This is a genomic window from Bacillus sp. FSL K6-1366, assembly GCF_037976695.1.
GTDB classification, from domain to species: Bacteria; Bacillota; Bacilli; order Bacillales; family Bacillaceae; genus Bacillus; species Bacillus subtilis.
This window is the reverse complement of record NZ_CP150268.1, coordinates 645,403-671,099: the sequence shown is the minus strand read 5'-3', so window position 1 is coordinate 671,099 and position 25,697 is coordinate 645,403. Positions and strand designations below refer to the sequence as shown.

Genomic DNA, 25,697 nt, shown 5'->3' with positions numbered 1-25,697 from the left:
GCGGTTCTTTTGTGTTTAGATTTAAACGGATTTAAGAGCCCTTTTTTTCTTTCCTTGCAAGTACCATGATTCCAGAAGATTATCATAAGTATTGCTGGCATAACTTGACAACTTAGTTGTAAAACTCGATGTCATGAGAAAGGTCGAAGTCCTATTCATTGATGACTTATTCAAACCAATAAACGGTCAACCAAGGGCAACAGATTGGCAGGTTGAACAAATCCAGTCAGTCTTAAACTACCGATATTTAAATCACAAGCCTTTGCTGATTTCTTCGGAGTTAACAGTCGATGAGATTTTAGATATAGACGAGGCTCTTGGTTCACGAATTCACCAGATGTGCCGTGATTACATAGTGATTATTAAAGGCGATCGAATGCAATTAAATCATAGGTTAGGTGATTGGGAATGAAGGAGAAAATGAATGTAAAAGCAACTGGTGGACTTTATATATTCGGACCTCTAAGTCCTACAGAAGGTAAAGATCTTACACCAACTATCCGTTTACTTGAGGAAAAAATAAAGCAAATGGAGCGGATGCTGAGTGCTTAAAGCAGTCGTGTCTCTGCTGTCAGTTTTAATCTCGGCACCGAGAATAGAAAAAGAAATTCAGCTTTGGGAACAGCTTGACGGGAGGTAAGAGCAGTTGGGATTGCATTAAGTTCACTGTTTATGGTGAGCCAGTTGCACAGGGCCGGCCGCGTAGATCAATACGAAATGGGAAGGTGCATATGCGTGATCCAGCGAAATCAAAGTATTTCAAGCAGTATGTAGCTTTGGTTGCGTCTCAGCATCGACCAGAAACAGTTATTACTGGTACTGTCTCAATGAATGTCAAAGTGTACAGACCAATGCCTAAGTCAGTTTCAAACTCAAAAAAGAAGAAAGAGAAAGCTGAAAATGGTCTTTCGCGGCCGACCACAAAGCCTGATGTTGATAACTATGTAAAGGGTGTGAAGGATGCTTTGAATCATCTGATATATAAAGATGATAGCCAAGTAGTGGACCGAAAGTCAGCAAGTTTTATAGCGAAGAGCCGAGGGTGGAAGTCATGATAAAAGAGGTTTCTGCCTAAAAATAAAAAACACCGAAGCGCCTAGCCTCAGTGTTCTTGATATGAACTGGTACTTCTATCATAACATAGGGGGCGCATTGAGTGTACAGTCCAAGAGAAATAAACATCAAAAAAGACTTCACTATTCAGCAGAAAATTGATCCAGGGAAGGTTAAGATCATTGTTTTAGATGGGAATCAGGGAACTGCACATGTCTTAGATGCTCCGGAGCATGGTAAAACTGTTATTCAAACTGTAAAGGGGAGCTTTGCAAGGGTAGATCATGAGATAGGGTTTAAAGTGAAATGATAGTTAAATTTTTAACAAAGATGTTGTTTCAAGAGTGCGAGTGTCGAATTTTGTCGTTCGAAAAAAATGGAAAAATATTTAGAGATGTAATATAAATATATAGGTTGAATTACATAGAGGAGGAATTTTTGTGAGTAAAAAGACTCATTTTGCATCAAAGTTAACACTCGTTGCTCTATCAACATCTATGTTTGTTACAGGAGTTGGAACATCTTATGCCAATGCAGAAGAATTAAACAAAAAGTTAGTAGAGACATATGACGATTCTGGAGCAAAGTTATATTATACCTATGATGATAAAGGAAATATTATTAAAGAAACAACAAAAGACAAAAATAATAAAGTTATAAATGAACTTACTTATGAGTATAATGATCAAAATCAAGTAGTTAAAATAATTGATTTTGATAAAAATGTTACGGAATATGCATATAACGAAGCCGGACAAGTTGTAAAAATTAAAAATCCAGAAAAGGATGAAATAAAATTCAACCTTGATGATGATGGAGAAGTCAGTTCCCTAAGTCTAAATAAAACTGATAAGTACACTGTGGAAAAATCTAATTACGTAGATAAGGAAGCCGGGGAAAAAGAAGATGATGGAACAGTAGTTGGTAGTGAATTAACTGATTATGCTGTCCAAAATAAGGAGCAGGGGCTAAATAAAGTCACTACTTTAGATGATTTATCAAGATTAAGAGAATTACATACTGATGATGGAGACATCTCCTGGGAGTATAATCAATTAGCTCTGAGTTCAATTAAAGTAAAGAATAAGTCTAATTATATTAATGAAAATCATAAATATGACGAGGAAAACAACTTAATTAGCATAGCATCAGAAGACAGTAAAACTGATATTGAATATAATGATCAAGGTCAGCCAATAAGTTATTCTTATAAGAATGGTCTAAGAGAGTCGCTTACTTATAACGAACAGGGAGTTATGACGGAGAAAACTGTTTTTGATAAAGCAGAAAATGTTTTAAGCAGCGATAAATATGAATATGATGAAAAAGGTAATATAGTTTCTGATACAACAAAAGATGATCAAATAGAATATAAGTATGATGATAATAATCAACTTTTACAAGAAACCTCTAAAGACCAAATCATTAAATATTCTTACGATGTAAAAGGGAACCGTATTAGTAAGGAAGTTACTGACAGGAAAACTGGTAAAGTAACATTAAACGACTATACTTTTAATAAATTGAACCAATTTGAATCACAAGGAAGTTCATACAATGACAACGGTCAGTTGATTGAAAATGATACCTTCAAATTTACTTGGGATGAAGCAGGACGTCTTGTTGAAGCAACTAACAAAAAATCTGGCGAGAATATCAAATACAAATATGATGAGTATAGCAGAAGGATACAAAAGCAAGTAGGTGACGAAGTTACCAATTATGTGTATGATGACAGTAATAACAAAGTTATTTATGAAACTGATGCAAATCATAACATTACAAAGTATTATACATACTTGAAAAATGGAGAAGTTAATAGTGTCAAAGACTTCAGTGAAAATCAAACCTTTTATTATCACCATAATTTAAGAGGTGATGTGATTGAAATCACTGATGAAAAAGGGCAAGTAGTTGCAAACTATAAGTACGATTCATGGGGAAATATAACTGAACAAACTGGTTACTATGCTAAAGATAATGATATCAATTATGCTGGTTATAAATATGATAAAGAAACTGGATTATACTATCTAGAAAACCGGTACTATAACCCTTCTACTGCGGTCTTTTTATCAAGGGATGCCTGGTACGGCACAGAGGACCAGTTAGTCACACAGAATGGTTATAATTATGCAAATAACAACCCGTTAAGATACTATGATCCGACTGGTAATACACCAATAGCATTAGCAGCAGTTGCTATTCCAGGCGTAGGAGAAGTTGTAATAGGGGCAGCAGCAATTTATTTAGGCTATCTGGGTGTAAAATCTCTTTGGTCTCACCATAGATCAGTTTTAAGATTTGATATCCCAGGAAGATTGTTAGAAAGTGATTCCCGTGTAGATTTAGGAGCGTTTAATCAAAAGGTTAAAGGTAAAAAAGCTTATAAGAATCCAAAAACAGGTTGGACAATCGAAAAAGATAATGCCGGACATGGTGGACGTAAATGGAAACTGAAAGACAAAAGTGGGAAACGTGTCGCTTCACTTGACGGTAAAGGAAAAATTTTATCTAAATAGGTGGAAAAAATGAAATTAGAAACATCAAAACTATTAAGTGTTCTATCTCAATATCAATTTTTTAATTGGGAAAATGAAGAAGAGAATCACCATAAACTTGTTATTGGTCTCCCAGAAGACATTGTTGAAATAAAAGACTTTTATGATTCATTTGGTTTTGAATCGGTTGATAATGAGTATTCTGATATTAAGATCTCTAAACAACAGTGGATAGATATTGAAAATAAATTTTTTCAATGGATTTCTCCTTATTTATCAACTTTCAACCAAACAATTGTTACTCCGTATTTGAGCAATGATTGGGAAGGAGAAATTGATTTAGAAGATATTGAGGAAGATGAGCTAGCTCCTGTATATAAAGAATACAAGGAATTTTTATCATCTAATGATTTGTATGATGATATGGCGACCTTGGTTGAAATAAGTAGAGGTTATAAAATCGATGATTTAGGTGATTTTTCAACATTAGGTAAGATGGCTGCGAGAAATAATAAGTATCTATTTTTTGCTGATGGAGATAAGGTGTTTATGTTTACAGATTCACTAACCCTTAAAGTTTATTTTAAGGACCAAGAGGTTTTAGAGAAAGAAAAGAAAAAGATTGAAAGATTATTAAATCCTAAATTCTTATAAACAAACCAAAAGTCCAAGACGGAAAGCCTGCGGACACTAAACTTACAGTATTACACTGTTTGTTTGGTGTCCGTTTTTTATTTGGAAAAGGAGGACACAATCATGAATCGAAAAGATATTGAAAATCTAATCAATAGCTATCACTGGATGGCAAAAGAGGTTCATCGATTGCAAAGGGTACTCTATGGTTCAGTAATTCCCATGAAGAATTGGGGTGTTGCTCAATATGGGTTAGAAGCTGCTATGCCAAAAGGAAGTCCTGGGAAGAGTCAGGCTGAATTGCAGCAAATGGATATGCGAGAGGAACGTCTTTTCAAACGTCTTAAGTATTATGAAGAACGAGTATATGCGGTGGAGTTAGGGGCTGAAAAGATCAAAGGGGAGCAGCACAAAGTTATTTATGATTGCATGATGGAGGGTATGAGCTACCGCGCAATAGGTCTTCACCTTGGCATTTCAAGGGAAACTGTACGCAAAATGAAAGATGAGTTCATCAGCCAATTATGCCAAGATTGCCACTTTGAGCGTTTGTTGAATCTGAAAAAATCTGTGGTGTAAAATGGGAGGCAGGTCGGCGCGGCGAATTATTCCTGCGTCACCACCAATTCTATACAACGAATAAAACCTCCCAGCGATAAGCGAGGATCAACTCAGTTGGGAGGCTTACATAGTCAATGGGTGATAAAACAGCAGCAGTATTGCGTACAAATTAATATCCCCGACAAATAATGGTTTTATTCAACATTTTCGTTCGACAAATTTTGCAAATGGTTCTATAGTCATCCTCCTTATCCGATAATAAAGTAGGGGGTTTATGACATGAACTATAATATTAAAGGTTTTGAAAAAATTAATTTTTTAGTAAAGTTTCTTAAGGATGAATATGTAGAGTCGTTATTAAGTGGAAATTTGCACATGAACAATTTTCAATTCTTTATTGACTTAGAGCGAAAAAGTAATGTGAAGGGTCAAGGGGATAAACTTGAGGCTGGGTTTGTTTCTAGAGGAACTAAAATTAAACTGATTGATCCTAAGACAAAGAAAGTTATAGGTACTGCCCGGAAAGCAGAATTAATTGAAAGATATACGGATGTACCAAAAGTTCCTTTGTTTTGTTTCACTTGGTTTAATCATAGAGATATGAAAATAACGGGTGAAACTGAAAAAATCGTTTACTGTTAAAATAAATTTAAGTGAAGAGGAAAAAGAATTATTTGTTAAAGACTTTGGGGATACTGCAGTGGTTTTACCCGGTGACTTTATGGAGATATTAATCAATTCTGCAAAAGAACAGAACAAAAGAGCACAAATTAAGTCAGTAATTTATTGTGATTATGATATTTATGACTCTGAGAGAAAGAAATTATTCGATGAGGCATCTTTGGATATGTTTTATTGGAAAGATGAATTTTTTAAATATCAGCGTGAAGTTCGTTTTATTTTACCGGAAACTAGATCTAATGAGGCAGTGAATTTTAAATTCGAAAGTATAGAAAAAAGAGCTATCGTTATGAAGACAACTGAATTATTAGAAACAGCTGAGTTTGAATTGCCAAAAGAAAGTCTTATAGATTAAAGTATCCTACGGGTGTTTTTTTCTAGTCTAAGTTGTAACGGCAATAAGGTAGGAGATGAAAACCTGACAAGAACAATTAATGTTAATCAACAACATTTGTTAGAACAGTTAGCAGGTGGATCGGTAAACCGTCAATGCACAATAGAAGCTCTAATTGATATTCTCATTGATAAAAAAGTGTTCACTGAAGAAGAATTCGTTAAATACTAAATGCATCATTTAGAACAGTCAGCAGATGAGCATTCTGCGGAGCTTTTAGGAATCAGTAAAGAGGATTATATAAAAAGCAGAAAATAATAAAGCATCTCTTTTTAGGGGTGCTTTTTTGTTCGACAAATTTTGCAATTGGTTCCATTGTCATGCTCCTTAACCGATAATTAGGTTGAAGGGGGTGAGAAACATGAATGTTGATTCTCTAATCAAAGAAGGCGAACTCCTTGAAGCAAAAGCAGAATCAATTAATTATGGTTCTGATAAAGCATTAAGTGGAGTTGAATACGAAACATGGACATCTAAAGTTATATTATACTTAGAAAGTTCCCATCCAGAATCTTCTTTAACTAAAAAAGCTATTGAAGTAAACAAAGAATTAACAGAAAAAAGTTATCAAAAATATCAATTCCTTTTAGGAACATTAAAAGCAGTTAAAGAGTTTGATGAAAATTTTGAAGTTCCTAATTTCATGTAATTTATCAGCATCCTTAGGGATGCTTTTTTATGTTCTCTGTAAACTGCTTCCGGTAAGTCTCAGGATAGACAGTTGGCGATTACAGATTGAGGCGGTGGCGGTTTAGAGGGAATATCTTTTCCAAAACAACACAATTCAAAAGAAGGCGGCGGTGGATATTTACCTGATTTTGAAACTTTATCAGCATTGATAAAGTTAATAACATAGCAAAACGCCATAAAAACTTCTTATGGCGTCTTCGTACAGGGAGGTGAAATCAAAAGGCTAAAGTGCCTCAAGACTAATAAAGGAATGCAGCACCAACAATGATTAATAGAATGAATAGCACTACGATTAATGCGAAGGTGCTACCATAACCATTCGAGTATCCCATATAGTTACCTCCTTTAATAGTAGATTAAAATATTTCAAGACTAATAAAGGAATGAAGCACCCACAATGATTAACAGGATGAACAACACCACAACTAACACGAAGGAGCTATTGTAACCATTTGACATGTTATCACCTCTTTTAGTGGAGTTAGTATAAGATATGTCAAACAATAATTTTCGACATAGATTTAAGTCTAAATAAGAGAAAATGAATATTTTGTCTAAAGGTGTAATAGCAGATACATCAGCAAAAACTATTAAAACAAACACAAACTCAAACATGAGGTCCGGAGGTGGGTAAGATGTAATGCCAAGACCACGAGATCCACGCAGAGACAAAGCCTTTCGTTTTTGGGAAGAGAGCGGCGGGAGTAAGAAGTTAAAAGACATTGCTGAGCAATTAAACGTAACAAGCAGCACTGTCCGAAAATGGAAAACAAACGATAAATGGGAAGAAAAAATAAAAGGGAGCGCTCTTTTGCGTCGAGGCGCACCTAAAGGGAACAAAAATGCAAAAGGAAATAAGGGAGGAAGAGCACCGCTTGGAAATAAAAATGCATTAGGAAATAAAGTTGGTGCAGCTCCACTGAGAAATCAAAACGCTGTGACTCATGGATTCTTCTCTAAGTTCCTGCCAGAAGAAACGCTATCCATCATGGAAGGTATTCAAGAACGTTTGCCTGTCGATATGATATGGGATCAGATACAGATCCAATATGCCGCAATTATAAGGGCGCAAAAAATCATGTTCGTTTCTGATAAGCAAGAAATGATTAAGGAACTAAAAAAGAAAAAGTCTGTCCTATCTAAGACAAACGAAGTCGAAGAGGAAGAATACGAATTCCAATTTTCTTTGGATCGTCATGCCACGTTCTTGAACGAGCAATCTCGGGCAATGGCAGAGCTCAGGAACCTTATAAAGCAGTTTGACGAATTAGCTAATTCAGAAGACGAACGACGCCTTAAATTGGAACATATGCGCTTAAATATTAACAAGAAAAAATTAGAGGTTGAAGAGCTTACAGAAGAAGATAAACCTTTTGAAATCACCATTGTGAACAAGAGTGATGACAAATGATTAAACAAGTAAATCCTCATTTTAAAGAATTTCTCTTTGACTGGAATCAAAAGTTTCATTTTCTTGTGGGCGGTTATGGATCATCCAAAAGCTACCATGTGGCACTCAAAATTGTTCTGAAATTGCTTAAAGAAAAACGAACTGCACTTGTTATCAGAGAGGTCTACGACACACATAGGGATATTTTACCTACGTGCGTCAGGAAGCTGTCGCTAATGAAGAATTGTCAATAACTGAAAACTTAGCACAGATCGGTGTTAAAATCCCTTCAACAATAACAGATCGATTACAAACAATTGAGAACGAAAAAGAACAGAGTAAGAATAACGCAGACAAAGCTGCTGGCTAAGCCAGTGGCTTTTTTTATTACACAAACAGAGGGAGAGAGGATATATGGCCATTAAAGTTGTAAAGAATCTAGTCTCCAAATCAAAGTATGGATTGAAATGTCCTAACCCAATGAAAGCTGAGTATATCACTATCCATAACACTGCGAATGATGCTTCAGCAGCCAATGAGATTTCTTACATGAAGAATAACTCTAGCTCAACGAGTTTTCACTTTGCAGTAGACGATAAACAAGTCATTCAAGGGATTCCAACGAATCGTAACGCTTGGCACACAGGAGATGGAACAAACGGTACAGGGAATCGTAAGTCGATTGGTGTCGAAATTTGTTATAGCAAGTCAGGAGGGGCACGATATAAGGCAGCGGAAAAGCTTGCTATTAAGTTTGTGGCGCAGCTACTTAAAGAACGCGGCTGGGGCATTGATCGTGTCCGCAAGCATCAAGACTGGAACGGTAAGTATTGTCCGCATCGTATTTTGTCAGAGGGAAGATGGAATCAAGTTAAGACTGCCATTGAAAAAGAATTAAAGTCGCTAGGTGGCAAAACAAGCTCAGACAAAACAAGTGCAACTAAAAAGAAAACAACAAACTCAAGTAGCAAAAAAACGTCATATGCGCTGCCTTCTGGCATCTATAATGTCACAAGCCCTATGCGAAAAGGGGCTGACGTAAGGCAGATTCAAAAAGCTCTAGCGGCTCTCTTTATTTCTATCCGGACAAAGGTGCGAAGAATAACGGTATTGATGGTGTGTATGGACCAAAAACAGCAAATGCAGTCAAACGGTTCCAATCTATGTATGGTCTTACCCAAGACGGTATTTATGGACCGGATACGAAAGCTAAACTTGAAGCATTATTGAAATAACAACCCTCTTTTTTAAAGAGAGGACATTTTATGTATTTTTGAAGAGTGTATTATTTACTGAATTTAAAGACCGAAGAAAAATAAAATAGTACTCTAGTATGGATATTCAGTTAGCTCTCAAAAAAGATATTGATATTTATTCCAACTCTGTGGTATTTAATTGTTGTCAATATTCTTAAAAGGAGTTGGAATAATGAACAAATTTTTCTTGGCTCTCTTTTTATCTGTAATCACTTCTGTTAGCATGGTTTCAACAGCAAATGCAGCTGTAATCGATCATGATAAAGTAGTGGGTTTTAGAGAGGTGGTGCCTACAACTGTTACTCAAAAAGCGGCGAAACGTTTTCAGCCATATTTAAAGGTTTATAGCGGCTGTGTACCTTTTCCTGCAGTAGATGCGCAGGGTAATACAAGTGGTGGTTTAGAGCCGACTGGAGCACCTGAAGGACATTGCAGCAAAAATACTGGACAAGTATATTCACGTTCTGCATGGTACAATGGGGTTTGGGCAATTATGTATTCTTGGTATTTTCCTAAAGATGAAGCCTCTCCAAGCTTAGGTCACAGACATGACTGGGAAGGAATCGTTGTATGGATTGATAATCCAGCAAATCAAAATCCAAAGGTTTTATCAATTGCATATTCTGGACATGGAAAATTTACAAATGTAGCACCAAGCGGAACCAACATGAAAGATGGCACTCATCCTTTGATTGCTTATGACAGCACATGGCCTCTCAACCACGAATTGATGATGAGCGATCGTGTTGTAGGTGGAACTCAACCGTTAATCGGCTGGGATGATTTAACTCCTGCCGCAAGGAATGCATTAAATACAGCAAATTTCGGTAAAGCAAATGTTCCTTTTAATAATAGTAATTTTACCAACAATTTAAAGAAAGCTTGGTTTAAATAGAAAAAATAAAATAATTCTGTACTGAGAAGAGTCCTTACTTAAAGAAGGGCTCTTTTTCTACTGAAATCAAGACGGTAGTTACGGACAGAAAACAAAAAAGACTGGATGGGCTATTATAAATATCTTGTTAGCTTTGCAAAGAAAAACACCAATCAATTTAAAAAAAGCCCCTCATTTGCAAGGAGCACTAAATTCAATTTTTTGTTTAATCGTCCCAGTCTTCATCCTCTTCCCAGTTTTCTTTCATCTCATGGAGCCTTTCATAAAAGAACTTTATAAAATGCGCCGAATCAAGCTCTTTATAGCCACCAAATTCACTCCAAATAACAACTGGACATTCTCCTTCACTGTTCATTTTATTGGTATCTAAGCAATAACCAAAAAAATCAACATGCTCTATAACTACCAATCCACTTGGCAATTCCCTATACTCACGATATTCCCTGGTTGTTTCAACAACTGAAGCACCGCCAAAGTCATAGCCTAATAAATCGATTCCATAAACTCCGCCAGAACCATAGTTTCTAAGAAACCACTTGTAGCTATCTGGAAGTGTGACTTGAAGATCTTGTTCGATTTTTAAAATTTTATCTTCGCTAATTCCACCTGTGAAATCTTTTTCCTTTGCATTTTCAGCTAAGAATTCTTTTACTTTCAAATAAAAATCCATGGTTTATAACCCCTTATTCTTTCTTATATTGTTTTGCTCTCCACTTCCAATACCTTGTCTTAAAGTTATTGTATTGTTTCTCCAGGTAAACATCATTTCTAAAGCTTTCGCCATTACCTTTTAGGCCATGTATCACATCACTATACTTTGTATGTAAACTGTTAGGTATCTCAAGCAATGTTCCACTTTCTTCTTGTATGAGGTGATGTAAGTTAATCTGTGTTCCGTCTTTAGCATAAGGAGATTTACCATCCTTCATTAATTCAAGATTGGTTTTTCCTCTTGGAGTTTTTTGATTAATATCAATGTCCTTTAAGGTATAGACTCTCCGGCTTACATCTCTAACTTCACCTTTAACCTTTACTTTGCCGCCTATTTCAACAGCACTGTACTTTTCTTTATTTAACCAAGGGAGATTTATTTCCTTACCTGTAAATGGTTTTCTTGTTTCATCTAATTTTTTAGCAAGCTGAAGTAGCCTGTCTTTTGCACTCACATCGTTGATGACATTATACGGCACACCACCTGCTACAACAACATCTTCTCGCATGGCAAACGGTTTAATTACTGTTAGTGGATCAGGAGTTTCATCCAGTTTTTTAGACACTTTATTGACTGCAGCTTTTCCGGCTGCTTTCAATCCTATTTTAGCAACTGAACCAGCACCTTTTAAAGCAAAGATGTTTACTGCTGCACATGTAATCCAGTGAGCCGTTGATTCTGCGTCTCCATTCTTTACATCTCTAACATAAGAGGTTATTATTGCATCTTTAATTGACTTTAATGTGGAATCATAGTGATAAACTGCAACTGCAGAATTAATAAGCATGTCGACAGGATGATTGTGTGCCATATAGTCTAATGTTTCAGCTGTCATATCATAAAGAGCTGTAACAGTACCTTTGGCTCCAGCCATTAGCTCACGTGTGTTCTCAATCTGTGTGAAATATCTTTGTTGATCTGCTGTCAGATTTTCATACCCAATTGTTTTAGCCATTGAATAGAATTCATCGGCATCCGCATAATCGTAATTCTTCAGTCTTTCTTTCAGTTTTTCAATTTCCCGTTCTTTTTCTTCTTTCTTTTTAATCGTCAAATAAGCTTCCGTTCGCTTTTCAATATCGCCTTTTTTCTTATGTATGTCACTCTCACGGTACGCCTTAGCGTTGTAGTGGATAGGCGTAGCGTTTTTGCCTTTACCCGTTGCTTCTTGGAGCTTTTGGAAATCTGACTTGATGAATTGTTCATTTGGTTCTGACATAGCATATTCTGTCAGTAAATCTTCGTCAAGATCACCTAGTTTTTCAATTGTTTTTTTGCGTTTGTCATTGGCATCCGCAAGCTCATCCTTGAAGGTTTCTGTTGAAAACAGGTCGAGCGGAAGGATGTCGTCTATGTCATTTAGGATATCTTTCATGGCTTTTTTCTGTTCAGACATGATGGACTTTGATCTTTTATGAGCGTTAGCCAGTTCATGTTCTAAAAAAGACTCTTCAATATAAGCATCAGAGAGGCCTTTGTCCTCGACAGCTCCGGCAATGCTTTAAAAAATGCGATCTTCATGTCAATGTAGTCGATCCATTGATCAGTGACACCAACATGATCGTGATAGAATGCTTTAATGTTATTAGCGCCTTTACCTGAGAATTCGCTGTCGTCAAGTTCAGCGACGCTTTGTAAAGCTTTTCTCAAGTTGACCATTTGCGTCCTTAGTTCTTTATATTCTTTGGCGCGGTCTGTAGCTTCAGACATAAGTGTTTTAGCTTCAAAGACTTTCATGACCTATCCCTTCTAAACTGTTATGATATCAAAATAGTACCATGGAATAGAGAAATATGTAAATTATGGTTGATAAGCATATAAATAATTGATATAACAATATTAGGTAATATTGATCATTTCCAAAGGAGGAGTTTCAAAGTTGATTGCCTTAAAGAGAAATTGGAAGTCTGTTGTTGCCTTGTTGTGTGCTTTAGCTTTATCTGTAGCGGTGTTTACGCCTTTCGCTAATGCGCAAAATCTTTCAGAAGAAGATCAACTAGCACAGGACATGCAGTTTATTTTTGATGAAGCATCTACTCTCGAAAACGGTAAATATGTTGTAAATGAGCAATTAGTCTCCGAAAAATTCGGACCTGAGAACGTTGCGTCTATCGTTGCCTTTGTTAAAATGGTTAATGGTGAAGAACTCACTGAATCTGACCTAGTAGGTGTTCCAAATCCTGTAGGAGATTTCTCGACAGCATCATATATGGGGTGCTTGAAAGATAAGATCATTGACTTCACTGGAATCGGATTTATTTCAGGTGGTTTGCAAAAATTACTTGAAAAGAAACTCTGGAAAGAAGCTGCAATTCAGATCATTAAAATTGTAGGTAAAAATGCCATTAAAGGCGGAGTTGTTGGTTTAGCTGCAAGTTTAGCTTGGTTTAGTGTACGTTGTATCGGTAAATAAAAATGCTAAAGGGGATGTTCTAACATGAAAAGTATGAAGTACATATTGTTTTTCCTGGTCTCTTTGATTTTACAAGCTATTTTGTTTTTTGGAATAAAAAGAGATTCGGGGATTACTATACTCGACATGTTAGTTATGTCCTTGTTATTCAGTTTATTTATGTTTTTAATTGATAGAGTCCTTACAAAAAAGCAGGCATAATGCCTGCTTTTTTTTTATGAACAAACCGAATAAAAAGTTTGCGGTTTTTTTGCGGTTCAAACACTTTTTGGAAATGTTAGAATATTACATAAAAAGACATAAAAGGAGGGGTCCTGTGAATCCGGTTTTATCATCGTCAGAAGTTGGCGTAAAGATCAATGAATGGTATAAAATGATACGTCAATTTAGTGTTCCGGATGCAGAGATTTTAAAGGCAGAGGTGGAGCAAGAAATCCAACGGATGGAGGAAGATGAGTATTTACTCATTTACTTCTCCCTAATGAAATTCCGTCATCAGCTCATGTTAGATTATTTGGAACCCGTAACGACACGTATAAGACCAACTATTGATGAGTTACTTGAAAAAATAGAAGCATCCAACAAGGGGATAACTGGCCTGTTGTCTTACTATTCTCTGTTTTTTCGTGGAATGTATGAGTTTGATAAAAGGGAATATGTCAAAGCGATAGGTTTTTATCGAGAAGCAGAAAAACATCTTACTCATGTTAATGATGATATTGAGAAGGCGGAATTTCATTTTAAGTTGGCTGAAGCTTACTATATTATGAAGCAAAATCATATCTCGATGCACCATGTTAAACAGGCGATGGACATTTATAATCAATATGAACTTTATAAAGTGCGAAAAATACAATGTCATTTCGTGATATCTGGAAATTACGTTGATTTTAAACATTTCGAGAAAAGCTTGCCGCACCTTGAAAAAGCCTTAGAGTTGTCCAAACAATTAGATCGCAATGAAAGGCTACTTAGCTCGGCTTACTACAATCTCGGAAAGAATTACGCAGATTTAGGAATAAATGATAAAGCAGATCATTTCTTAAATGAGGCTGCCAAGGTATCAGAAAGTGCTAAGTTGAGCAATTTACCACATTCCTTGTTTACATACGCTAAATTTCTTTTTAAGCAGGGGAAAACAAGTGAAGCAATAAAAATGAGTAAAAAGGGTTTATCCGCTGCAATATCCCAAGGTGATAAACTTTTTGTGTCCCTGCAAAAGTATTTGGAAGCACTTTATATTAATGCAGTAGATCAAGTGGGTATCAAAAAAACGATTGATTACTTAGAAAGAAATAAGAATTATGCGTATGTGGAAGATATCGCAATTGATACGGCTGAAGTTTTTGCAAAATCAAAGGAATTTGAAACATCATATGTTTATCATCAAAAAATGCTTGAAACGCAAAAACAAATTCAGAGGGGAGAATGCCTGTATGAATTTTAAAAAGGGCGTAATCATTACTCTTACTGTAGTTACTTTAAGTTTAGGACTCGTTACTAATTTTACTGTAGAGCACAGTGAAGCATATCATCAACTTTCTGACCGAAATCAGACATGAAAACTGATAGGTATAATAACCTTATTTTTGCGGAGAGAAAAAGGCAATAGGGCACCGCAATTTAAATTTTCGATGAGACCGCAATAACTTTTTAGCTTCGTATTAAGGAGCTTGATTATATGCTAGGTAACGGAGAAAGTGACAGACAGGTTGGGCTGTCAAAGAAAACACCAGAATATGCAGAAGCAAAAGGTAAAGCAACTAAGTTAGAGGAGTAAACCATATGTTTGCTCCTCTTTTTTCTGTTTATAAAAGGATTGTTGCGGAATCGTCATCAAGTCGCAAAAGTATTGTTGAGCTCTATTGTTGGTGACTATTGGGGAGTATTTCAAACATTTATTTTAAAAATCGTTTCGAAGAAAGGAAAAAAGAGAGTGAAAAAATGGTTCACCTCTTTATATCGATAATAAATAAACCAGATAAATAGGAAAAAAGAATTCAATACAAAAGAAAAAGTTTATTTTATAGACTGTTAGGCATATATAAAAACAGGAAAACTGTCTGATGTAAGAAGGTAGTTTTAGGTTTAATATAGTTAATGCCCAAAAAATGGAGATTTATAATGGGTAATGTAATATCTCGAAGGAAAACTCTCTTAATTTAAAACTGAAAGGAGAATCATAAACTACTAGGAGAAAGATAGATTAAATTGTTAGTGAATTAATCTTAAGAGAATTAATGATTAGTAATCCTAAAAACAAAGAAGATGGAGAATATGTATGTTTAAAAAAGTTAGTATTTTTATATTACTTTCTTCAATAATCATTTCAGCTTTTTCACAGACAGCATCTGCTCATACAGTCAACCCTGTGAATCCTAATGCTCAGGCGACAACGAAAGAGTTGATGAATTGGCTAGCTCATCTACCAAACCGATCTGAAAATCGCATACTGTCAGGTGCATTCGGCGGATTCACAAATGCTTCGTTTTCCATGAAAGAAGCCAACCGAATTAAGAATGCTACAGGCCAGTTACCCGCAATTTATGGTTGTGACTATTCCAGTGGATGGTTGGAGAAGCCCTATATTTCTGATATTACTGAGACGATCGACTATAGTTGCAACAGTGACTTAATCTCATATTGGAAAAGTGGTGGAATACCACAGATTAGCTTACATCTAGCTAATCCTGCATCCAGTACTTTTGGGAAAAATGCTTCCCATATTTCAAACAGTGAGTATGAAAAAATCTTAGACTCATCAACTACAGAGGGTAAGCGATTAGAGGCTGTTCTGAGCAAAGTTGCAGATGGCCTTGATCAGTTAAAAAATGAAGGTGTACCTGTTCTATTCAGGCCTCTTCATGAAATGAATGGAGAATGGTTTTGGTGGGGACTAACCGAATATAACAAAAAAGACAGCCAGCGCATCTCACTTTACAAACAACTTTATCAAAAAATCTATCATTATATGACTGATACAAGAGGTTTGGACAACCTGATTTGGGTATATGCACCAGACGCTAACAGAGACTTTAAGATAGATTTTTATCCTGGCTCATCATATGTTGACATTGTGGGATTAGATGCATATTTCTCAGATGCTTATTCGATTAAAGGATATGACGAGTTAACGGCTCTGGATAAGCCATTTGCTTTTACAGAAGTTGGTCCGCAAACAAAAAATGGCAGCCTGGATTATTCACAATTTATCAATGCAGTTAAACAAAAATATCCTAAAACCATCTATTTCTTAGCTTGGGATGAGGATTGGAGCCCTGTGGCTAATCAAGGTGCCTCTAATCTCTATAATGACAGTTGGACACTGAATAAGGGCGAAGTGTGGAGTGGTAGTTCACTTACACCAATAGTTGAATAACTGAAATGACAAAGGACATAAACAATTTCTTCATGTCGTTGAGTAACACTTGCTGAATTTCTTACAGAAAAATTCATCTCATCATAGAAGAAATTGACGTTATGGTTTCCAAAAGAAGATACTAGTCGTTGTGCAAAGAAAAACGTTAAGGAGCAGACATGAGTTTGCTCCTCTTTTTTTGTTTATAAAAGGATTGTCGTGATGTTGATGAATTTTCGGTGAGACCGCAATAACTTTTTGGTTTCAATGAAAAATTTACAGGCAGGGAATTAAGTGGTTTTGAGGGTTACTTAATAAAAAACTCCTTCTTAGATGAAGATCAAATGGTGGTTTCAAAATAGCCGCAGATCGAGTTTGTGCATAAAGAGGAAGGGTATTGTACCTTCCTTTATTATATGATGTATTTTTGAAGACCTGCTTATACCTTGAACTCAAAATGATTGACTTTAAATGATTGACTTTAAATGCTTGAAATAACAGACATTTGTAACTGAATATACACTCCCACTTTATAGAGACCTAGTGGGTTTAGTAAAAACTCTAGAAAACAACGATGGTTTCAAACTATCGGTGTTTTTATTTGTTTTCAACTCTTAAAATCACCTCATTAGGACAAACAGTTATTACATAGCATTACCCAAGGGGTGATGCATTTTATGAAGGTAATAATCATCGAGGGACCGCAAGCTGACAAATGCATTAACGATTGCTATCATTATTTAATAAAACTTTATAGGAAGGAGATCCAGGGTGATAGCAATATATGTAAGGGTATCGACCGAGGAGCAAGCGATCAAGGGATCGAGCATCGACAGCCAGATCGAGGCCTGTATAAAGAAAGCAGGGACTAAGGATGTACTGAAGTATGCCGATGAAGGATTTTCTGGAGAGCTTTTAGAACGTCCGGCGTTGAATCGCTTGAGAGAGGATGCAAGCAAAGGACTTATAAGTCAAGTCATTTGTTACGATCCTGACCGTCTTTCTCGGAAGTTAATGAATCAGCTTATCATAGATGATGAACTCCGAAAGCGAAACATACCCTTGATTTTTGTAAATGGAGAATACGCCAATTCTCCAGAGGGTCAATTGTTTTTCGCAATGCGCGGGGCAATCTCAGAATTTGAAAAAGCCAAAATCAAAGAACGGACATCAAGCGGCCGACTTCAAAAAATGAAAAAAGGCATGATCATTAAAGATTCCAAGCTATATGGCTATAAATTTGTTAAAGAGAAAAGAACTCTTGAGATATTTGAAGAGGAAGCAAAAATTATTCGAATGATTTTCAATTACTTCACCGATCATAAAAGCCCTTTTTTCGGCAGAGTAAATGGTATTGCTCTACATTTAACTCAGATGGGGGTTAAAACAAAAAAAGGCGCCAAAGTATGGCACAGGCAGGTTGTTCGGCAAATATTAATGAACTCTTCCTATAAGGGTGAACATAGACAGTATAAATATGATACAGAGGGTTCCTATGTTTCAAAGCAGGCAGGAAACAAATCTATAATTAAAATAAGACCTGAAGCAGAGCAAATCACTGTTTCAATTCCAGCAATAATCCCAGCCGAACAATGGGATTATGCTCAAGAACTCTTAGGTCAAAGTAAAAGAAAACACTTGAGTATCAGCCCTCACAATTACTTGTTATCGGGTTTGGTTAGATGCGGAAAATGCGGAAATACCATGACAGGGAAGAAAAGAAAATCACATGGTAAAGACTACTATGTATATACTTGCCGGAAAAATTATTCTGGCGCAAAGGATCGCGGCTGCGGAAAAGAAATGTCTGAGAATAAATTGAACCGGCATGTATGTGATGAAATTTTTAAATTCATCACAAATCCCCAAAAGTATGCTTCTTTTAAAGAGATTGAACAATCAAATCACCTGTCTGATGAATTAGAACTCATTCAAAAAGAGATAGAGAAAACAAAAAAAGGCCGCAAGCGTCTTTTAACGCTAATCAGCCTAAGCGATGACGATGATTTAGATATTGATGAAATCAAAGCACAAATTATTGAGCTGCAAAAAAAACAAAACCAGCTTACTGAAAAGTGTAACGAAATTCAATCAAAAATGAAAGTCCTGGATGATACAAGCTCAAGTGAAAATGCTCTAAAAAGAGCTATAGACTATTTTCAATCATTCGGTGCAGATAACTTAACTCTTGAAGATAAAAAAACAATTGTTAACTTTATCGTGAAAGAAGTTACCGTTGTGGATTCTGACACCATATATATTGAAACTTATTAAAGAGGGTATTGCCCTCTTTTTGTAATTGGAACCTCTGAAGTAGATCCAGACATCGAAGAAAACAGATAGCCAATCAAATTAGTAAGCGCCTTTCTAAATGGGCTTATGAAACTGGTGCACATTACATGTATCAACATTTATCCAAACAAACCATTCAGCAGTCGAGTATTCAAGTGCAGATTTCTTTATTGTGCATGCTTTTTATGTGTGAGAAATAGACTTGGGATGAAGATTACTGCAAGGACAATGGCGGATACTAAGAATCCGGCATGGTAACCTTTTAAGTCATTCGCAATCGTTGGTTGCAATCCTTGTATAGTAGTTGCGACAACAGTTGCGATAACAGCTGAACCAAAACTTGAACCAAGGTTTTCAATAATATTAATACCGACACCTGCTTCTGGAAGTTGTTTGCTGTCAAGTCCTGTATAAGCATCACTTGTCAACGGAAGCATAATCCCTCCAAAACTGGTCCCGCGGATGAATAATATGATAGAAATCCAAATCATACTTGTTTTATCGGTGATAAAGATAAGCGGAATAGATCCGATAAGCGAAAGAACAAGACTGACCATAACCACGTATTTTGCACCGATCTTATCAATCATTTTTCCAATCATTGGCCGAGTAACGAGCATCCCAACTCCTTGAGGGATTAATGCAAGCGCAGCTTCGATTGCCGTGAAATGACGGAAGTTTTGAAAGAACAATGGAAGTATTAACATGGGTCCCATGACGGCAATATTCGCTAATAATAACCCGACGCTGGATGTTAAGAAGTTTTTGTGTGCAAACAAATTTATAGGGAGTACGGTTTGATTTTTTCTGATTCGATTATATACGATGTAAATTACAGCTAAAGCGAGGCCGAAGCCCACCCATAGGATTGTTTCGCTATTGTTAAATGATGCATGGTCTGCTGCTTTTGTAATTCCGTATATCATTGCTGCACTCATTAAGGATAGATTGATAATTCCAAAAATATCAAGTTTACTATTTTTGTTGAATGGCTCAAAGTCTGGAAGAGTTTTCATCATCAGTGGTGCAGCAATCAAAACGATGAACACGTTGATGAAGAAAATCCAATGCCATGATGTAGCTTGAACGATGAAGCCCCCGATTACAGGTCCTAAGATTGGGCCCAAAATCATAGGTGTGCTGACGATAGCCATAACTTTTCCTATATTCTCTGGACCTGCTGTTTTAACCAAGAGTGTTGACATAAGTGGAGTAATAATCCCAGCGCTAAATCCTTGAAGCAAACGAAATAAGATAAAGCTAGAAACATCCCAACTAATTCCAGTAAAAACAGAAGTTACACCAAAGGCAATGACTGCGCCGATTAAGATTTTCTTTCCATTAAATTTGTTCATAAGCCATCCGGATACTGGAACTGCAATAGCAAGAGCTAAAACATAACCTGTAATGGACCATTGAATGGTATCCAACGTCGTACTGAAATCCTTATTTAATTTGTCGATGGCAATGTTCACCATAGTTGAGTCAAGCATTGGGGCAATTGCTCCAAGTGCAATAGCCCAGGCAGCCATGAGGATTTCTTTTGGTAATCCTGGTTCCTTTACTTTGCCTTTTAACATATTATTCTCCTCTCAAAAGTTGTATTTTTGTTTCCTAGTCAACAAAAAATAACATAATTTTGTTTCCGCGTCAACAAAATAACGGTAATAAAAAGGCAGCCGAAACTCAATAGAGTTGGCTGCCTGTGGTTACATTTTCATTATTTAAATTTATTCCGACTTAATATCAACACCATGTTTTTTTATTTCTGAATCCAAATGTCTATTATACTTTTCCGCAAAGTTAATCATAAAATCAAATTGTTCCTCGGTTACCTGTTCAAATACTGCCTTATCACGCTCTAGAAACTCTTTGTGCAGTTTATCATGGATTTTATAAATTTCTTTCCCTTGCTCGGTAAGCCTAAAATGAATTTCTTTCTTGTTATCTGGCTTCTGGTAGCTCTCGATTAAGCCTTTTTCTATGAGCTTTTTAGTCATTTTACTAATGGCGCCCCTCGTCATATAAAGGGACTCAGCAAGTTTTGTCACATTAGTATTTCCATGTTCAATGGATTCTATACAATGTACTTCAGAAGGCTTATACCCTTTAAGACAGACTTCCATCTTTGGCTTATTAAGCCAAGCCATCTTGTTAAACAAATCCCTGAAATTCATTAGGAGCAGTTCTTTTTTGTTCATGGCGAGTCCTCCCACCCGTTGGTGCATCAGCAATAGTGTAATGGATTTTTGTTTCCGTTTCAATAATAAACCTAGAGAGGAGAAGAGATCACCGAATATATGTAAACGTATTAAAGAGGAGTATGCACCCCCCTTTTGTAATTACAATCTCATTTTCAATACACCTCGCTGCATACGTCGCCAGCTTTGTCCCTTTACCAGCGGAATAGCTTTCAATTCCTTTTATCAGCCCGATCGTTCCGATGGAGATTAAGTCCTCTGCATCCTCACCTGTATTTTCAAATTTTTTCACAATATGGGCGACCAAGCGAAGATTATGCTCAATCAGCATGTTTCTGGCATGTTCATCCCCTTTAGCCATGAGCTCTAAGTATTTTTTTTCTTCGCTGCTTGAGAGCGGTTGTGGAAAGGCATTGTTTTTCACGTAAGATACTAAAAAGACAAGCTCTTTAACAACAAAGCCGAGCGCTGCGAAAACACCTGTCACCATCGTCACCTCCACAAAAGTATGTAGGCAAAAGCCTATATGTAAATGTATGTGACCGGGAGGCTGTCTGTGTCTGTACCGGGAAATTTCTCGCGGGGGAGTCCGGCTTTGGTAAGCAGCATACTAACTTCAAATGTTAAAAATATTCTTCATCAAGCGCCCATACATTGAAATGAACAAAGGTATGGGGGGATGGGAATGAAAAAATGGATGGCAGGCCTGTTTCTTGCTGCAGCAGTTCTTCTTTGTTTAATGGTTCCGCAACAGATCCAAGGCGCATCTTCGTATGACAAAGTGTTATATTTTCCGCTGTCTCGTTATCCGGAAACCGGCAGTCATATTAGGGATGCGATTGCAGAGGGACATCCAGATATTTGTACCATTGACAGAGATGGAGCAGACAAAAGGCGGGAGGAATCTTTAAAGGGAATCCCGACCAAGCCGGGCTATGACCGGGATGAGTGGCCGATGGCGGTCTGCGAGGAAGGCGGTGCAGGGGCTGATGTCCGATATGTGACGCCTTCTGATAATCGCGGCGCCGGCTCGTGGGTAGGGAATCAAATGAGCAGCTACCCTGACGGCACCAGAGTGCTGTTTATTGTGCAGTAATAAAGAAGAGGCTCTTTCTTGAGCCTCTGTTGTTACAATCCTTCGCCGAGCTGAATTTTCGGGGGATAGGTTTCTGCTTTTCGCCAATATTGGCGTGTGCCTTCGTCCCGTACAACGATGCCCAGCTGTGCCAGTTCGAGACGGAATTCTTCAATATCGTCTTTTTCTTCGTCCTGCAGTGCTTTGTGACGAGCTTTTAATAAGGCATGGGCGCCTTGCGATAGGTCTGGTGCATCAGGAATCCATCGGCGAAATTGATCTTTAAACGGATCACCATCTGTTGCCCATTCGTAATGATGCTGTCTAAAGGCCTTCTCAACGTTTACTGGTTTTTCATCAATTTCTTCCCGTACCAATTCATATCCGGCTGTTCCCAGGAGGACAAGCCGTTTGTGATCCATAAATACAAGAGCGATGTCATCGGAATGAATTGTTTGCACTTTTTTTCCTTTGATGAATTCCACTGTGTGATCTGTAATTTTGACAGACAGCAGCATTGCAATAACAGAATGAGCGAACCAAATCCCCGCACACATACCGAGAAGAGCAGTGATAAATGAAGCTGTAGATCCCTGAAAAGAGGTAATGAGCCGAAGTGGTCCTTCAAGAGGGATCCAGGGGAGGGATAATGCCCATTTCGCAATCTGCGGAATAAAATACCCGATTGCAAAACCGATGATTGCAAGTGCAGCGTATAAAAAGAATACAGCGGTTTTCGTAACTCCGATAAGAGTATGAGATTGATTCTGCAACATGTCACCTTCTTTTTACTAAAAAAATCGAATACCTTCCCATATTTTAACTTAAACTAATGGTAAATCAAGGATAAAGTGATAATTATGGATATAAAGAGATTCAGTAATAGAACTGGCAGGCACAGTCAGTCATGAAAAATAAAATTTACATGCGCAGACGATGTAAGCCCCATTTGTTTTCTGCGTATCACAATACAATCCAAAGGGAACATAAAGAGTAAAGGCTTTTTAGACAATCAGGAGGAACAGATATGAAAATTGGATTAATCGGCTTAGGGAAAATGGGCATAAACATAGGAAAGCAATTCATTGACCGCAATCATCAAGCGGTTGGATATGATGTAAATCAAGCGGCTGTTGATGAACTGAAAGCATACGGGGCTGAGGGGACAACGAATCTTAAAGAGTTCATTTCTTTATTAGACCCGCCGCGTATCCTATGGGTTATGGTACCGCATGGCATTGTCGATGCTGTTTTGCGTGATGTATCACCTTTATTAAGTAAAGGCGATATGATTATCGAAGCTGGAAACTCTCATTATAAAGAATCAATTCGCCGCTACAATCAAATGAAAGAAGCGGGTATCCATTATCTCGATGCCGGAACGTCGGGCGGAATGGAAGGCGCACGGCATGGAGCCTGTTTTATGGTGGGGGGCGATCATGAAGCATGGGAGATTGTGGAACCGCTTTTTCGTGATACTGCCGTCGAAAATGGTTATCTATACGCTGGTGAAGCGGGAAGCGGACATTTTTTAAAAATGATCCATAATGGAATTGAGTATGGAATGATGGCCGCGATTGGTGAAGGATTCGAAGTGCTTGAAAACAGCCAATTTGATTTTGACTACGAGAAGGTTGCCAGAGTGTGGAATCATGGTTCTGTCATTCGTTCTTGGCTTATGGGACTGACTGAGCGAGCTTTCGCTAAGGATGCGAAACTGGATCAGATCGAGGGCATTATGCATTCCTCAGGTGAAGGAAAATGGACGGTGGAAACCGCGCTTGATCTGCAGACGGCAACTCCGGTCATCGCCATGTCACTGATGATGAGATACCGTTCTTTAACAGACGATACGTTTACAGGAAAGGTGGTCGCTGCGCTTCGAAATGAATTTGGAGGCCATGCGACAGAAAAAAAGTAAGGGGGCCAACAAGCCTCCTTATTTTTTTGGCATCTTTAGAAGATGAGGGAACTTTTTATAAATGACCAGCATGATGATCAGAATATATGCACCGTAAATGCTGATAGACAATAATTTATTGCTGGTGAAATTGGCACCTGCAATAGTGACAACAACAATATTGGGGATTTTCCCTATTAAAGACGCAAAGAAAAAAACATGCCAGCGAACCTGGCTCAGCCCGCAGATCACGTTCATTACAAGTGAAGGTATGACAGGTATCAGCCTTCCTAATAAAACAGCGGTAAAAGCGTTTTTGTTGAAGGAAGCCTCGTAGCTTTGTATGGCAGGATAGGCCTGAACTTTTTTTCTGGCCCAATCTCTAAAACTGTACCTGGCGAGAAAAAACAGCAATATTGTACCAAGCATTGAGCCGGTCAGTGTAATCCAAATTCCATTTGCAGTCCCGAACACTGCGCCATTTAAAGCAGCAACCAAAGCAAACGGCACTATTGGGAAAAAAACATCGGCAGCAATCAGCAGCATACTAAATAAAACGGAAAACATCCCTCCTGCTTTGATTGCATCAAGCCAAGCTTCTTTCTGAAAAAAACCGACTGCAATGATAGCGATAATCACAAGTATACCTATTACTTTTTTTAACATGTCTATGGTCACTCCCAACTTAGGTGATGTCAGGAGCCAAAACCTCCGTCATCTAAATTAGTATAACTGGTGCCATTTCAGCGGTTCAACTGAAAACCAGGTTGAGAACACAATTCTTTTTTACCTCATAAAAAAGGCTGTCCATCTCTCTGTTTTCTGCATTCTTAATAATAGGGAGGGATAGAAATGGTAACCATAAAAAAGGATTTTATACCGGTATCAAATGATAATCGTCCTGGCTATGCGATGACGCCTGCTTATATTACGGTGCATAATACAGCGAATACAGCAAAAGGCGCTGATGCGAAAATGCACGCCAATTTTGTAAAAAACCCGAGCACATCCGAAAGCTGGCATTTTACAGTTGACGATTCAGTCATTTATCAGCATCTCCCGATAGATGAAAACGGCTGGCATGCGGGAGACGGTACAAACGGGACAGGAAACCGCAAATCGATCGGGATTGAAATCTGCGAAAATGCTGATGGCGATTTTGAAAAAGCAACATCAAATGCCCAGTGGCTGATCAGAAAGCTGATGAAGGAAAACAATATTCCGTTACATCGTGTTGTTCCCCACAAAAAATGGTCTGGGAAAGAATGTCCGCGGAAACTCTTGAACCACTGGAACTCTTTTATAAACGGAATTTCTTCCTCGGATACACCTCCAAAAGAACCTTTACCATCATATCCTCTGCCGTCTGGGGTTATAAAGCTCACTTCGCCTTATCGAAAGGGCACAAACATTCTCCAACTGCAAAAGGCTTTAGCTGCACTTCACTTTTACCCTGATAAGGGAGCCAAAAACAATGGCATAGATGGAGTTTACGGACCGAAAACAGCGAATGCCGTCAAGCGTTTTCAGCTCATGAACGGATTAACTGCAGACGGGATTTATGGGCCAAAAACAAAGGCCAAGCTTAAATCGAAGTTAAAGTAAATGCAGGATTTAACGGATAACCTGTTTCCAGTGCGGATTCAGGTTATTTTCTTTTCTTTGGTTTGTGTGTTTTTCAGATTGGAAAGA

24 protein-coding genes and 8 pseudogenes are annotated in these 25,697 nt (G+C 37.4%); 23 read left to right on the top strand and 9 right to left on the bottom strand.

From position 1 onward, the window contains the following. Positions 1-106: 106 nt before the first annotated feature. From MHI44_RS03635 to MHI44_RS03590, 10 genes and pseudogenes are all read left to right on the top strand, one after another. Positions 107-412 (top strand): annotated as a pseudogene (locus tag MHI44_RS03635) (ATP-binding protein); the annotation flags it as partial. Further along, positions 403-552, top strand: a complete 150-nt coding sequence (locus MHI44_RS03630; protein WP_254491044.1) for a hypothetical protein — start codon at positions 403-405, stop codon at positions 550-552. The pseudogene MHI44_RS03635 and the gene MHI44_RS03630, both read left to right, overlap by 10 nt. Positions 553-626: 74 nt before the next feature. Then, a pseudogene (locus MHI44_RS03625) lies at positions 627-1,075 on the top strand (RusA family crossover junction endodeoxyribonuclease). A gap of 81 nt (positions 1,076-1,156) precedes the next feature. Continuing rightward, positions 1,157-1,363 carry an XtrA/YqaO family protein gene (locus MHI44_RS03620; protein ID WP_327842656.1) on the top strand — a complete coding sequence of 69 codons (207 nt, stop codon included), beginning with the start codon at positions 1,157-1,159 and terminating at the stop codon, positions 1,361-1,363. A gap of 130 nt (positions 1,364-1,493) precedes the next feature. Next, entirely contained in the window at positions 1,494-3,575 is a 2,082-nt protein-coding gene (locus MHI44_RS03615) for an RHS repeat-associated core domain-containing protein (RefSeq protein WP_327842655.1), read from the top strand. A 9-nt stretch (positions 3,576-3,584) separates the two neighbouring features. Then, complete coding sequence (locus MHI44_RS03610) at positions 3,585-4,208, top strand: hypothetical protein (protein ID WP_268292864.1); 624 nt, start codon at positions 3,585-3,587, stop codon at positions 4,206-4,208. 102 nt (positions 4,209-4,310) lie between these two features. Beyond that, positions 4,311-4,766 (top strand): sigma factor-like helix-turn-helix DNA-binding protein, encoded by a 456-nt coding sequence (locus MHI44_RS03605; RefSeq protein WP_339202900.1) that lies wholly within the window; start codon positions 4,311-4,313, stop codon positions 4,764-4,766. A 261-nt stretch (positions 4,767-5,027) separates the two neighbouring features. Beyond that, positions 5,028-5,390 (top strand): hypothetical protein, encoded by a 363-nt coding sequence (locus MHI44_RS03600; protein WP_339202897.1) that lies wholly within the window; start codon positions 5,028-5,030, stop codon positions 5,388-5,390. After that, a complete protein-coding gene (locus MHI44_RS03595) occupies positions 5,362-5,784 on the top strand; it encodes a hypothetical protein (RefSeq protein ID WP_339202894.1) in 423 nt (140 codons plus the stop codon). The genes MHI44_RS03600 and MHI44_RS03595 overlap by 29 nt, the downstream gene beginning before the upstream one ends. 400 nt (positions 5,785-6,184) lie before the next feature. Then, entirely contained in the window at positions 6,185-6,472 is a 288-nt protein-coding gene (locus MHI44_RS03590) for a hypothetical protein (RefSeq protein WP_327842653.1), read from the top strand. A gap of 280 nt (positions 6,473-6,752) precedes the next feature. On the opposite strand, the gene MHI44_RS03585 is transcribed toward MHI44_RS03590, so the two are convergent. Continuing rightward, entirely contained in the window at positions 6,753-6,845 is a 93-nt protein-coding gene (locus MHI44_RS03585; protein WP_088326573.1) for a YjcZ family sporulation protein, read from the bottom strand. A 40-nt stretch (positions 6,846-6,885) separates the two neighbouring features. Then, positions 6,886-6,972, bottom strand: a complete 87-nt coding sequence (locus MHI44_RS03580) for a YjcZ family sporulation protein (RefSeq protein WP_073991391.1) — start codon at positions 6,970-6,972, stop codon at positions 6,886-6,888. Between the two features lie 181 nt (positions 6,973-7,153). Here MHI44_RS03580 and terS point away from each other — a divergent pair, with 181 nt between their 5' ends. The 5 genes and pseudogenes from terS to MHI44_RS03555 all read left to right on the top strand — a co-directional run bounded on the left by terS (position 7,154) and on the right by MHI44_RS03555 (position 10,054). Next, positions 7,154-7,924, top strand: coding sequence for a phage terminase small subunit (gene terS, locus MHI44_RS03575; protein ID WP_339202891.1), 771 nt, complete (start codon positions 7,154-7,156; stop codon positions 7,922-7,924). Beyond that, positions 7,921-8,106 (top strand): annotated as a pseudogene (locus tag MHI44_RS03570) (phage terminase large subunit); the annotation flags it as partial. The gene terS and the pseudogene MHI44_RS03570, both read left to right, overlap by 4 nt. A 26-nt stretch (positions 8,107-8,132) precedes the next feature. Next, positions 8,133-8,273: pseudogene (locus tag MHI44_RS03565) on the top strand (phage holin family protein); the annotation flags it as partial. Positions 8,274-8,317: 44 nt separating this feature from the next. Next, positions 8,318-9,138, top strand: a pseudogene (locus MHI44_RS03560) (N-acetylmuramoyl-L-alanine amidase). A gap of 193 nt (positions 9,139-9,331) precedes the next feature. After that, positions 9,332-10,054 (top strand): NPP1 family protein, encoded by a 723-nt coding sequence (locus MHI44_RS03555; protein ID WP_144483135.1) that lies wholly within the window; start codon positions 9,332-9,334, stop codon positions 10,052-10,054. Positions 10,055-10,259: 205 nt separating this feature from the next. Here the strand turns inward: MHI44_RS03555 and MHI44_RS03550 are convergent, their stop codons facing one another. Together MHI44_RS03550 and MHI44_RS03545 are read right to left on the bottom strand one after the other, a co-directional pair. Next, positions 10,260-10,724 carry an SMI1/KNR4 family protein gene (locus tag MHI44_RS03550; RefSeq protein WP_268353621.1) on the bottom strand — a complete coding sequence of 155 codons (465 nt, stop codon included), beginning with the start codon at positions 10,722-10,724 and terminating at the stop codon, positions 10,260-10,262. A 13-nt stretch (positions 10,725-10,737) separates the two neighbouring features. Beyond that, positions 10,738-12,503, bottom strand: a pseudogene (locus tag MHI44_RS03545) (T7SS effector LXG polymorphic toxin). A 142-nt stretch (positions 12,504-12,645) separates the two neighbouring features. Here MHI44_RS03545 and MHI44_RS03540 point away from each other — a divergent pair. From MHI44_RS03540 to spoIVCA, 5 genes and pseudogenes are all read left to right on the top strand, one after another. Then, positions 12,646-13,179: a hypothetical protein gene (locus MHI44_RS03540; RefSeq protein ID WP_076458142.1), complete on the top strand. Its 534-nt coding sequence runs from the start codon at positions 12,646-12,648 to the stop codon at positions 13,177-13,179. A gap of 316 nt (positions 13,180-13,495) precedes the next feature. After that, positions 13,496-14,626, top strand: a complete 1,131-nt coding sequence (locus tag MHI44_RS03535) for a hypothetical protein (protein ID WP_106073588.1) — start codon at positions 13,496-13,498, stop codon at positions 14,624-14,626. Between the two features lie 834 nt (positions 14,627-15,460). Continuing rightward, positions 15,461-16,558, top strand: coding sequence for a glycosyl hydrolase (locus MHI44_RS03530; protein ID WP_339202883.1), 1,098 nt, complete (start codon positions 15,461-15,463; stop codon positions 16,556-16,558). Between the two features lie 656 nt (positions 16,559-17,214). Then, positions 17,215-17,393 (top strand): annotated as a pseudogene (locus MHI44_RS03525) (hypothetical protein). After that, entirely contained in the window at positions 17,351-18,811 is a 1,461-nt protein-coding gene (gene spoIVCA, locus MHI44_RS03520) for a site-specific DNA recombinase SpoIVCA (protein ID WP_339203511.1), read from the top strand. Before MHI44_RS03525 ends, spoIVCA begins: the two are co-directional and overlap by 43 nt. A 185-nt stretch (positions 18,812-18,996) precedes the next feature. Here spoIVCA and MHI44_RS03515 read toward each other — a convergent pair whose 3' ends face one another. From MHI44_RS03515 to MHI44_RS03505, 3 genes and pseudogenes are all read right to left on the bottom strand, one after another. Then, positions 18,997-20,409, bottom strand: coding sequence for an MDR family MFS transporter (locus tag MHI44_RS03515; protein WP_339202881.1), 1,413 nt, complete (start codon positions 20,407-20,409; stop codon positions 18,997-18,999). A gap of 150 nt (positions 20,410-20,559) precedes the next feature. Next, positions 20,560-21,030, bottom strand: a complete 471-nt coding sequence (locus MHI44_RS03510; protein ID WP_339202879.1) for a MarR family transcriptional regulator — start codon at positions 21,028-21,030, stop codon at positions 20,560-20,562. Between the two features lie 145 nt (positions 21,031-21,175). Further along, positions 21,176-21,520, bottom strand: a pseudogene (locus MHI44_RS03505) (sigma-70 family RNA polymerase sigma factor); the annotation flags it as partial. 195 nt (positions 21,521-21,715) lie between these two features. On the opposite strand from MHI44_RS03505, the gene nucB reads away from it, so the two are divergent. Beyond that, positions 21,716-22,126: a sporulation-specific Dnase NucB gene (gene nucB, locus MHI44_RS03500; protein ID WP_009967785.1), complete on the top strand. Its 411-nt coding sequence runs from the start codon at positions 21,716-21,718 to the stop codon at positions 22,124-22,126. Positions 22,127-22,158: 32 nt separating this feature from the next. On the opposite strand, the gene MHI44_RS03495 is transcribed toward nucB, so the two are convergent. Beyond that, a complete protein-coding gene (locus MHI44_RS03495; protein ID WP_010886572.1) occupies positions 22,159-22,881 on the bottom strand; it encodes a hypothetical protein in 723 nt (240 codons plus the stop codon). Positions 22,882-23,132: 251 nt separating this feature from the next. Between MHI44_RS03495 and gnd the strand changes: the two genes are divergently transcribed. Next, the gene (gene gnd, locus MHI44_RS03490) at positions 23,133-24,026 is read left to right on the top strand and encodes a phosphogluconate dehydrogenase (NAD(+)-dependent, decarboxylating) (protein WP_217011418.1); all 894 of its coding nucleotides are present in this window, start codon (positions 23,133-23,135) and stop codon (positions 24,024-24,026) included. An 18-nt stretch (positions 24,027-24,044) separates the two neighbouring features. On the opposite strand, the gene MHI44_RS03485 is transcribed toward gnd, so the two are convergent. Beyond that, on the bottom strand, positions 24,045-24,671 hold the full coding sequence (locus MHI44_RS03485) for a TVP38/TMEM64 family protein (protein ID WP_101172378.1): 627 nt from the start codon (positions 24,669-24,671) through the stop codon (positions 24,045-24,047). Between the two features lie 186 nt (positions 24,672-24,857). Between MHI44_RS03485 and cwlH the strand changes: the two genes are divergently transcribed. Further along, entirely contained in the window at positions 24,858-25,610 is a 753-nt protein-coding gene (gene cwlH / locus MHI44_RS03480; RefSeq protein ID WP_015251672.1) for an N-acetylmuramoyl-L-alanine amidase CwlH, read from the top strand. The last annotated feature ends 87 nt before the right edge of the window (positions 25,611-25,697 follow it).

Bases quoted from the DNA above. Each gene is read 5' to 3' on its own strand.
- MHI44_RS03610 (WP_268292864.1), top strand. From the start codon at position 3,585: ATGAAATTAGAAACATCAAAACTATTAAGTGTTCTATCTCAATATCAA.
- MHI44_RS03605 (WP_339202900.1), top strand. From the start codon at position 4,311: ATGAATCGAAAAGATATTGAAAATCTAATCAATAGCTATCACTGGATG.
- MHI44_RS03600 (WP_339202897.1), top strand. From the start codon at position 5,028: ATGAACTATAATATTAAAGGTTTTGAAAAAATTAATTTTTTAGTAAAG.
- MHI44_RS03590 (WP_327842653.1), top strand. From the start codon at position 6,185: ATGAATGTTGATTCTCTAATCAAAGAAGGCGAACTCCTTGAAGCAAAA.
- MHI44_RS03585 (WP_088326573.1), bottom strand. From the start codon at position 6,845: ATGGGATACTCGAATGGTTATGGTAGCACCTTCGCATTAATCGTAGTG.
- MHI44_RS03580 (WP_073991391.1), bottom strand. From the start codon at position 6,972: ATGTCAAATGGTTACAATAGCTCCTTCGTGTTAGTTGTGGTGTTGTTC.
- terS (WP_339202891.1), top strand. From the start codon at position 7,154: ATGCCAAGACCACGAGATCCACGCAGAGACAAAGCCTTTCGTTTTTGG.
- MHI44_RS03555 (WP_144483135.1), top strand. From the start codon at position 9,332: ATGAACAAATTTTTCTTGGCTCTCTTTTTATCTGTAATCACTTCTGTT.
- MHI44_RS03550 (WP_268353621.1), bottom strand. From the start codon at position 10,724: ATGGATTTTTATTTGAAAGTAAAAGAATTCTTAGCTGAAAATGCAAAG.
- MHI44_RS03530 (WP_339202883.1), top strand. From the start codon at position 15,461: ATGTTTAAAAAAGTTAGTATTTTTATATTACTTTCTTCAATAATCATT.
- MHI44_RS03515 (WP_339202881.1), bottom strand. From the start codon at position 20,409: ATGTTAAAAGGCAAAGTAAAGGAACCAGGATTACCAAAAGAAATCCTC.
- MHI44_RS03510 (WP_339202879.1), bottom strand. From the start codon at position 21,030: ATGAACAAAAAAGAACTGCTCCTAATGAATTTCAGGGATTTGTTTAAC.
- nucB (WP_009967785.1), top strand. From the start codon at position 21,716: ATGAAAAAATGGATGGCAGGCCTGTTTCTTGCTGCAGCAGTTCTTCTT.
- MHI44_RS03495 (WP_010886572.1), bottom strand. From the start codon at position 22,881: ATGTTGCAGAATCAATCTCATACTCTTATCGGAGTTACGAAAACCGCT.
- gnd (WP_217011418.1), top strand. From the start codon at position 23,133: ATGAAAATTGGATTAATCGGCTTAGGGAAAATGGGCATAAACATAGGA.
- MHI44_RS03485 (WP_101172378.1), bottom strand. From the start codon at position 24,671: ATGTTAAAAAAAGTAATAGGTATACTTGTGATTATCGCTATCATTGCA.
- cwlH (WP_015251672.1), top strand. From the start codon at position 24,858: ATGGTAACCATAAAAAAGGATTTTATACCGGTATCAAATGATAATCGT.